Raw genomic sequence first — 7,307 nt, 5'->3', positions numbered from 1 at the left:
CCTTGCCGTTGGTCTCCTGGCCGGCGCGGGCGGGTGCGGTGGTGGACGATCCCGTTCGTGGCCAGGCAGTCCCGCCACACGTGTGAGCGGTAGCAGGCGCCGTTGCCGGTCAGCACCCGTGCCACGGTGATGCCGGCGGCGGCGAAGAACGCCGGTGCCCGGCCCCGGAACGCGACCGCGGTGTGCCTGGTCGGTCGGGCAGGGTCTCGGTGTGGGCCAGTCTGCTGTGGTCGTTCACGGCGTTGTGCGGGTGGCTGTAGCCCTGGTTCGGGCGGCTGTGGACCCATGCGTGGCCGGCTCGGATCGTGGTGCGCGGAACGGTTGCGCAGGCCCCGCTCGCGTCCGAGGACCCTGGTGACCGCCGCCGTCGCGAATGCTGCCCAGTTCCTAGATGTCGACGTGCGCCAGGTCGCCGGGCGTGTGGTGTTCGTCGCGGCGGGTCGGCTCGCTGGTGGCCCGGTCCAGGCGCCGAAGGCGGGCCAGGCCGTCGCGCACGAGGACCCGATGCGCGGCTGGTGTGCGGGTGTGAGGGCCGGTCGGTCATGCCTGCCGGGCACTCCTTCGCGGTAGCGACCGGCCCCTTGTGGCCGCTTGGTGCTGACCGCGACCGGGAAGCGTTGCGCGGCCACGCGAAGCGGCCATCCGTCGTCGGCGACATACCGGGCAGGACGCAGCCGGCCCAACCCGGTCGGCGGTGGGTGAGCGTGAGGAATGAGGGCCTGCTGTGGCTTGGTGGGTGATGTCGCAATCCACACCGAACCCGGAGGCCCTCCCTCATTCCATGATCATCCGGCTACGTGTCGGGCCGTTCGCAACCCCTCGGGACAACACACCTAGGCGGGATCTCCGTCGTCCGGCGGCCCTGACATCCCCTGTCATCCCGGCCGGCCTGGTGATCCGCCGGCCTTGGCCATCCGGCGAACCGGTCCTCCGGTGAGCCCGGTCCTCCGGTCCGGCTCCTCGTCGGACGCCCCTCCTCGTCCGCCACGGCCCCGGCACGCGCGGTCACCGTCCGTTCCGAACTCCCGACCGGGTGGCGGTTTCCCGCCCCGAGCAGCCCTGGTCGGGCGGTCTCCGGCGTCTCCGACGGGCGGCCCCGACCCCGCGCCGCCCCACCGGGTGAAGCTCATCACCAGAACACGTGTGCGCCCCACCCGGGCGGTTAGTCTCGCGCCCGCCGTCCGGTACCCGCGGCAGGCGCGGGACTGGAACAGCACGGAGGAGCGAACGCATGACCAGGCCGGCCCGCCTCGCGGTGGGCGTCGTCTCGGCAGGCCGCGTCGGCGCGGTGCTGGGCGCCGCCCTGGCCCGCGTCGGGCACGTCGTGGTCGCCGCCTCCGCCGTCTCCCGCGACTCCCTGCGCCGCGCCGAGGACCTGCTGCCCGACGTGCCCCTGCTGCCGCCGGACGAGGTCGTCACCCGCTCCGACCTGGTGCTGCTCGCCATCCCCGACGACGTGCTCCCCGGCACGGTCAGGGGACTGGCCGCCGCCGGCGCGTTCCGCCAGGGGCAGATCGTCGTGCACACCTCGGGCGCCCACGGCGTCGACGTGCTCACGCCCGCCGCCGAGCGGGGCGCGCTGCCGCTGGCCCTGCACCCCGTGATGACCTTCACCGGCCGCCCCGAGGACCTCGACCGGCTCGCCGCCTGCTGCTTCGGCGTCACCGCCGCCCCCGGCGACGACGCCGCGTGGAACGTCGGCGAGGCCCTGGTCGTGGAGATGGGCGCGGAGCCGGTGCGCGTGCCGGAGGCCGCCCGCCCGCTCTACCACGCCGCGCTGGCGCACGGTGCGAACCACCTGATCACGCTGGTGGCCGACGCCGCCGACCTGCTCCGGGGCGCCGGGGTGGAGAATGCCGAGCGGCTGCTCGGCCCGCTGCTGTCCGCCGCGCTCGACAACGTGCTGCGACACGGTGACCGCGCCCTGACCGGGCCGGTGGCCCGGGGCGACGCCGGAACCCTGCGCAGGCACCTGGCCGTGCTGCGCTCCGCCGCCCCCGACACCGTGCCCGCCTACCGGGTGATGGCGCGCCGGACGGCGGACCGCGCCGAGGCCGCCGGCGTGCTGCGCGCCGACGCCGCGCCCGAGGTGGGGGCGGCGCTGCGAGACGACCAGGGCGAACAGGAATAGGACAGCGAGATGACGCCGAACAGGCCCGGCAACGGCTACACCCCGGGCGAGCTGACGGTGCACCACGACCCGGCCGAGCTGGGCCGGGTGACCAGGGCGCTGCGCACGGTCGGTCGCCGGATCGTGCTGGTGCCCACCATGGGCGCGCTGCACGAGGGGCACCGCGAGCTGGTCCGCAGGGCCCGCCGCATCCCCAACGCCGTCGTCGTGGTGTCGATCTTCGTCAACCCGTTGCAGTTCGGCCCGAACGAGGACTTCGACCGCTACCCGCGCACGCTGGACGCCGACGTCGAGGCCTGCCGGGCCGAGGGCGTCGAGCTGGTGTTCGCCCCGACCCCGGCGAGCATGTACCCGGAGGGCCGGCGGACCACGGTGCGGCCGGGACCGCTGGGGGAGGAGCTGGAGGGCGCGTTCCGCCCCGGGTTCTTCACCGGCGTGCTCACGGTCGTGGCCAAGCTGTTCAACGTCGTCCGGCCGGACATGGCGTTCTTCGGCGAGAAGGACTACCAGCAGCTCGTGCTGGTCAGGCAGATGGTCCGTGACCTGGACATGGACGTGCGGGTCGTCGGCATCCCGACCGTGCGGGACGGCGACGGGCTGGCCCTGTCCTCCCGCAACGCCTACCTGTCGGACGAGGAGCGGACCAGCGCGCTGGCGCTGTCCGCCGCGCTGTCGGCCGGCGCGCACGCCGGCGCGGGCGGCGCCGAGGCCGTGCTCTCGGCGGCCCGCGCGGTGCTCGCGGCCGACCCCTTGGTCGAGGTCGACTACCTGGAGCTGCGCGGACTCGACCTCGGACCCGCGCCGGAGACCGGAGAGGCCCGGCTGCTGGTCGCCGCGCGGGTGGGCGCCACGCGACTGATCGACAACTGCTCGGTGCTGCTGGGCGCCGGGGTCGACGGGACGCCCGACGGCGCCCGCGGCACGACCGAGACGACGTCGCCGACGGGATCGACGGGGGACCCCGCGGCGCTCCGCCAGGCGCCGGGCACCGGCTGGTGAGACAGGGGGCTGCGATGTTCCGCACCATGTTGAAGTCCAAGATCCACCGGGCCACCGTGACCCAGGCCGACCTGCACTACGTCGGCTCGCTCACGGTGGACGAGGACCTGATGGAGGCCGCCGACCTGCTGCCGGGCGAGCAGGTCGCCATCGTCGACGTGACCAACGGCGCGCGCCTGGAGACCTACGTCATCCCCGGCGAGCGGGGTAGCGGCGTGATGGGCATCAACGGCGCGGCGGCGCACCTGGTGCACCCCGGCGACCTGGTGATCGTCATCAGCTACGGCGTGATGGACGAGACCGAGGCCCGCTCGTACCGGCCCAAGGTCGTCTTCGTCGACGGCGACAACCGCGTGGTCGAGCGCGGCAGCGACCCCGGGCACGCCCCGGAGGGCTCCGGGCTGAGCAGCGGCGCCGTGGTGGCCCAGGCGGAGCCGGAGGCGCCGCCGGCCGAGACCGTCGACGCCGCCCGGCTGGACGCCCTGTTGCAGCCGGAGAGCTGACGGCGGGCCGGGGCGCGCGCCGCGCCCCGGCCCCGCGCTGACTTCCGCCGGCCGACCGGCCGGCGTGACCCGTTGACGAGTTAAGGGGTTTCGGGGTGCTGCTCGCCATCGACGTCGGCAACACCAACATCGTCCTCGGCCTGTACTCCGGGCGGGGCGCGGACGCGATCCTGGTCAGGGACTGGCGGATGCGCACCGACCCCAGGATGACCGCGGACGAGCTGGCGTTGACCGTGCGGGGCCTGCTCGGCGCGCACGCCGACGAGATCACCGGCATCGCGGCGCTGTCCACCGTGCCCGCCGTGCTGCGCGAGCTGCGGGTCATGCTCGGCCGGTACTACGCGACCGTGCCGAGAGTGATCGTCGAGCCCGGCGTGCGCACCGGGGTCCCCCTGCTGGTGGACAACCCCAAGGAGGTCGGCGGGGACCGCGTGATCAACACGCTCGCCGCGCACCACCTCTACAGCACCAACTGCGTCGTGGTGGACTTCGGCACCTCGACCAACATCGACGTGATCTCGGAGAAGGGCGAGTTCCTCGGCGGCGTGTTCGCGCCGGGCATCGAGATCTCGGTCGACGCGCTGGCCTCGCGCGCGGCCCAGCTCCGCAAGGTCGAGCTGGTGCGACCCCGCTCCGTGATCGGCAAGAACACGGTGGAGTGCCTCCAGTCGGGCATCGTGTACGGCTTCGCCGGCCAGGTCGACGGGCTGGTGCGGCGGATCGTGGCCGAGCTGGAGACGCAGCACGACGGGCCGACGACGGTGATCGCGACGGGTGGCCTGGCCCCGCTGGTGGTGGCCGAGTCGACGATGATCCAGCACCACGTCCCCGACCTGACCCTGCTCGGGCTGCGCCTGGTGTTCGAGCGCAACGTCCGCTGATCGGCGTCTCCCGTGTCGTGACCCGGCGTTGCTGACCTGTGTTCCTGAGGGGTGTTCCGGACTCGGGCGGCTGAGGGCGTGTCCCTGTCGGGTGTTCCTGGCGCTGTGTCCCTGACACCGTGTGCCTGCCGTCGGCTGGCCGGCTTCCCTTTCGTGGCCTGCCAGCCCGGCAGGCGCCGGTCAAGCCCTTCGCCCGGCCAGGGGTAGGAGTTATCCACAGGCGCCGTGGTCATCCACATGTTGATCTCGCGTGCTGCGGCGGGGGACGGGCCGGCGATAGGCTGGAGCGGGGCTCGCCCCCCGGGACGGGTGGGGGGTGTCCTCAGGGGGCCGCGGCGAACCTCGGAGAAAGAGAAACGTGAAGGTTTTTCGCCGATCTCGCGGACTTCCGGTCGCCCACCGACGAACCACGATCATTTTCCGCGAAATGTGGTATTGACGATCAGTCAGTGGCGCGTCGCGCGCGCCGCGATCGTCGTCAGCGGCAGAACGAACTCGCCCGCGCCGCCGTCCGGCCGGGTGCGGAGGAACGCGAGCACCCGCTCCAGCAGCGCCGCCCGCTCCGCCGGGTCCCTGACCAGCATCACGGAGTGCGTCCCGACCATGGCCGCCACCGATTCGGCGGTCCGTCGCGTCGCGTGCGCGAACTCCGCGCGCTCCGGCGGCCCGAACCGCTCGTGCAACGGCAGCCCCCGCCCCCGCAGCCGGCCGTGGCGCACGCCGGTCTCGGCCACGTCCGCCAGGTCGGCCACCCAGCCCACCCTGTCGTCCAGGGCGATCCACAGCGCCGCCAGGACACCGCCAGGGGCGAGCACGCGCGCGGCCTCCCGCATCGCCGCCCGCGGGTCGAACCAGTGGAACGCCTGGCCGACCAGCACCGCGTCCACCGAGGCGTCGGGCAGCGGGAGGTCCTCCGCGGTCCCGTCCAGCGCCCTGACCCCGGGGACCCGGCGGGCGAACTCCGCCCGCATCGCCGGGTCCGGTTCGACCGCGACCACCTCCCGGCCGGCGCCCACCAGCGCCGCCGTCAGCTTCCCCGTCCCCGCCCCGAGGTCGAGGACCCGCGACGGCCGCCGCCCGCGCACCGGCGCGCAGCACCACTCGACGGCGGCGCGCGGGTAGTCAGGGCGGTGTTCGGCGTACTCCGCCGCCCGTTTCCCGAACGACGACGCCCGCCGCGCGCGCAGCTCGGCCTCGGGAAGCTCGGCCAGCGGGTCCACGACCCCACGGTAGTCAACGGCCGCGGTTCCGTACCCTTGTGCACCGTGACTGAGCAGCCCAAGCAGCAGCCCGTGACCAGCGAAGACGACGTCCCGGAGCAGATGCGGGTGCGCCGGCGGAAGCGGGAGCGCCTGCTGGCTGCCGGCGTCGACCCGTACCCCGTCGAGCTGCCCCGCACCCACACCCTGCGCGAGGTGCGCGAGAGCCACCCCGACCTGCCCCCGGACACCGCCACCGGCGACGTGGTCGGGGTGACCGGCCGCGTGATGTTCGTGCGCAACACCGGCAAGCTGTGCTTCGCCACCCTGCGCGAGGGCGACGGCACCGAGCTCCAGGCCATGCTCAGCCTGGACCGGGTCGGCGAGGAGCGGCTGGCCGACTGGAAGTCCGACGTGGACCTGGGCGACCACGTGTTCGTGCGCGGCGAGGTCGTCACGTCCCGCCGGGGCGAGCTGTCGGTGATGGCCGACGAGTGGCGGATGGCCGCCAAGGCGGTGCGCCCGCTGCCCGTGGCGCACAAGGAGCTCGCCGAGGAGACCAGGGTCCGGCAGCGCTACGTCGACCTGATCCTGCGCCAGCAGGCGCGGGACACCGTGCGGGCGCGCGCCGGCGTGCTGCGCTCGCTGCGCGACTCGTTCCACCGCAGGGGCTTCCTGGAGGTGGAGACGCCGATGCTCCAGACCCTGCACGGCGGGGCCGCCGCACGGCCGTTCGTGACCCACTCGAACGCCTTCGACATCGACCTCTTCCTGCGGATCGCGCCGGAGCTGTACCTGAAGCGCTGCGTGGTCGGCGGCATCGAGCGCGTCTTCGAGATCAACCGGAACTTCCGCAACGAGGGCAGCGACTCCTCGCACTCGCCCGAGTTCGCGATGCTGGAGTTCTACGCCGCCTACGAGACCTACGACTCGATGGCGGTGCTCACCCGCCAGCTCATCCAGGAGGCGGCCGACGCGGTGTTCGGCAGCCAGGTGGTCACCCTGGTCGACGGCACCGAGTACGACCTGTCCGGCGAGTGGACGAGCCTGACCATGTACGGATCGCTGTCCGAGGCGCTCGGTGAGGAGATCACTCCGGAGACCCCCGCCGAGACGCTGCGCAAGGCCGCCGACCGGCACGAGCTGGACGTGGACCCGAAGCTGGGCCACGGCAAGCTGGTCGAGGAGCTGTGGGAGCACCTGGTCGGCCGGCACCTGGTCGCCCCGACGTTCGTGCGGGACTTCCCGCTCGAGACGTCCCCGCTGACCCGTCAGCACCGCAGCGAGCCGGGCGTGGCGGAGAAGTGGGACCTCTACGTCCGCGGCTTCGAGCTGGCGACCGGCTACTCGGAGTTGGTCGACCCCGTCGTGGAGCGGGAGCGGCTGGAGGCGCAGGCCCGGCTGGCCGCCGCCGGCGACGAGGAGGCCATGCGGCTGGACGAGGACTTCCTGCGGGCACTCGAGTACGGAATGCCACCGAGCGGTGGCGTGGGAATGGGTATCGACCGGCTGCTGATGGCGCTGACCGGCCTCGGGATCCGTGAGACGATCCTGTTCCCGCTCGTCCGCCCGGAATGAGCGCGCGTACCGGTGT

At 73.5% G+C, this 7,307-nt stretch carries 6 protein-coding genes; 5 read left to right on the top strand and 1 reads right to left on the bottom strand.

Annotated elements, in window-relative coordinates:
* Positions 1–1,231: 1,231 nt before the first annotated feature.
* The 4 genes from LX15_RS30110 (at position 1,232) to LX15_RS30095 (ending at position 4,514) form a co-directional block, all read left to right on the top strand.
* Positions 1,232–2,131 carry a Rossmann-like and DUF2520 domain-containing protein gene (locus LX15_RS30110; RefSeq protein ID WP_253674387.1) on the top strand — a complete coding sequence of 300 codons (900 nt, stop codon included), beginning with the start codon at positions 1,232–1,234 and terminating at the stop codon, positions 2,129–2,131.
* Between the two features lie 9 nt (positions 2,132–2,140).
* A complete protein-coding gene (panC, locus tag LX15_RS30105) occupies positions 2,141–3,130 on the top strand; it encodes a pantoate--beta-alanine ligase (protein ID WP_253674386.1) in 990 nt (329 codons plus the stop codon).
* Positions 3,131–3,144: 14 nt separating this feature from the next.
* Complete coding sequence (panD, locus tag LX15_RS30100) at positions 3,145–3,633, top strand: aspartate 1-decarboxylase (protein ID WP_253674385.1); 489 nt, start codon at positions 3,145–3,147, stop codon at positions 3,631–3,633.
* A 95-nt stretch (positions 3,634–3,728) separates the two neighbouring features.
* A complete protein-coding gene (locus tag LX15_RS30095; protein WP_253674384.1) occupies positions 3,729–4,514 on the top strand; it encodes a type III pantothenate kinase in 786 nt (261 codons plus the stop codon).
* 446 nt (positions 4,515–4,960) lie between these two features.
* Here LX15_RS30095 and LX15_RS30090 read toward each other — a convergent pair whose 3' ends face one another.
* Entirely contained in the window at positions 4,961–5,734 is a 774-nt protein-coding gene (locus LX15_RS30090; protein WP_253674383.1) for a class I SAM-dependent methyltransferase, read from the bottom strand.
* A gap of 102 nt (positions 5,735–5,836) precedes the next feature.
* On the opposite strand from LX15_RS30090, the gene lysS reads away from it, so the two are divergent.
* Positions 5,837–7,291, top strand: a complete 1,455-nt coding sequence (gene lysS / locus LX15_RS30085; protein WP_253674391.1) for a lysine--tRNA ligase — start codon at positions 5,837–5,839, stop codon at positions 7,289–7,291.
* Positions 7,292–7,307: the final 16 nt, after the last annotated feature.

The sequence above is a fragment of the Streptoalloteichus tenebrarius genome (assembly GCF_024171885.1).
GTDB lineage: Bacteria > Actinomycetota > Actinomycetes > Mycobacteriales > Pseudonocardiaceae > Streptoalloteichus > Streptoalloteichus tenebrarius.
Note: the sequence above shows the minus strand (reverse complement) of the source record. Positions and strands in the feature narration are given on the sequence as shown.